Raw genomic sequence first — 1,742 nt, 5'->3', positions numbered from 1 at the left:
CCGTTTGCGCAATTCTTGCCGGCTGTGGCAGCGGGCCGACGACCGGCTCCATTTCGTCTTCCGCCGATGGCGCGGACGCCGCAGCCCGCCTGACGGCGCTCACCAACCTCGACCAACGCGTCGCCGACGTCGGGTTGCGTCTGTTGCAGGCGAACACGGACCTCTGCCCCGTCGTTCGCCAGTCCGCCGGTTGGGCGCTGCACGCGGCCAGCCAGTATAGTGTTCAGCTCCAGCCTCATGCGCGCGCCCGGTTCGGTCTGGAGAGAGACCTGCCGGGCGTGCTCTCGGCGCCTTCAACGTCGGCCGCAGCCGACGCGGGGCTGCGGGAGGGCGATCTGATCCTGGCCGTCAACGGAGCGGCTCTGAACGCCGGGCCCGCACGGACCGTCCCCGTCTTCGAGGGCCTGGCCGCGAACATCGCGGTCATCGACGGCGCACTCGCCCGAGGCTCGACACGCCTGGATATCCGCCGGGACGGAGAACCCCTCACCGTGACAATCGAGCCGCGCCGGGCTTGCGGATACGAGGTCCAGCTGAATCCCTCGGACGAACTGAACGCCCGCGCCGACGGGCGGCGGTTGTTCATCAGCACGGCACTGGCCGGCTTCACCCAGTCCGATGACGAACTGGCCCTGATCCTCGGCCACGAGCTGGCCCACCATGTGCTGCGGCACCGCACATGGAGCGACGTGGGCGGCGCCGGACGCGAGGCCAACGCCGGGGCTGCGGTTGGCGAGAGCGGCGACAAGGAGACCCAGGCGGACCGGGTCGGTCTGTTCCTCGCCGCCCGCGCTGGCTACGACACGCGGATCGCCCCCGCCTTCTGGCGACGCTTCGGCGCTGCAAACTGGCGCGTGCGGTATCCGCAGTTGCGTCACGCCTCGGCCGAGGCCCGCGCGCGCGCGCTGGAACAGGTGCAGGTCGAGATCGAAACTCAGCGGGCCAGCGGCCAGCCGATCCTGCCCTGACCATTCACACCGCCGATCACGATCCGTCCCCGGCTGCCCATCCGAGCTCCGGCAGGACCGCCGCCGTGGCCCGCAACTGCTCGTAGGCGGCCATGACGTGGTAGAACGAACTGGCCGGAGCCGGCTCGTCGACGAAGCTTGCGTCCATCCGCATCTTGTCGCGCCACAGGCCCGACGGCTCCAGATAGCGCTGCAGTCCCGCCAGCGCCTTGCGGGCGTCATCCAGCAGCGATGTGCGACGGCCGCCCTCGGCGGTCTCCGCCAGGATCAGCGCCGCTTTCAGCCGTTCCGTCTGCGGCCACAGCCGCGCCTGGTCCGAGCGCACCGACAGGTCATCGTTCAGGGCGTCGATGGCCACACCCCGGCGTTCGTCCACGCCGCGGGTGCCGATCTCATAGAGCCGTGCCGCCGCGTTCACTGCCCCTGCGTCGTCGCGCAGACGGCCCCAACGCGCCAGCAGCCAGGCCCATTCGAACTGATGACCGGGTTCGACCAGCCGGCCATCGTCGCCCGCTGCGGGCCGCCATTCGGCGTCGAAGAATTCCCGCAGGAAGCCGCCCTCAGCGTCGATGAACGCCCCACGGGCCAGGCTGACAATCTCGTCCGCCATCCCGCGCCATTCGCGTTCGGGTTCGATCGCCTCCCAGGCCATGCAGGCTTCCAGCAGATGCATATGGGCGTTGGCCTGATACGGGTGCTCCCCCGTTTCGCGCCACCCGCCCGCCGGCGTCCGCAGGACGGCGAGGGCTTCGCGAAGGGCGTGCGCCCGATCGG

2 protein-coding genes are annotated in these 1,742 nt (G+C 70.5%); one reads left to right on the top strand and one right to left on the bottom strand.

Translation table 11 applies throughout. The annotated features are described in order from the left end of the window. On the top strand, nt 1-968 hold a 968-nt coding region (locus ACESMO_RS02545), incomplete at its 5' end, for a M48 family metalloprotease (protein ID WP_372706615.1). Between the two features lie 16 nt (nt 969-984). Here the strand turns inward: ACESMO_RS02545 and ACESMO_RS02540 are convergent. After that, nucleotides 985-1,742, bottom strand: a 758-nt coding sequence (locus tag ACESMO_RS02540) for an AGE family epimerase/isomerase (RefSeq protein ID WP_372706614.1), incomplete at its 5' end; no start/stop codon positions are given.

The sequence above is a fragment of the Brevundimonas sp. genome, assembly GCF_041688735.1.
Taxonomy (GTDB): Bacteria; Pseudomonadota; Alphaproteobacteria; order Caulobacterales; family Caulobacteraceae; genus Brevundimonas.
The sequence above is the reverse complement of the archived record's forward strand: the minus strand, read 5'-3'. Positions and strand labels throughout refer to the sequence as shown.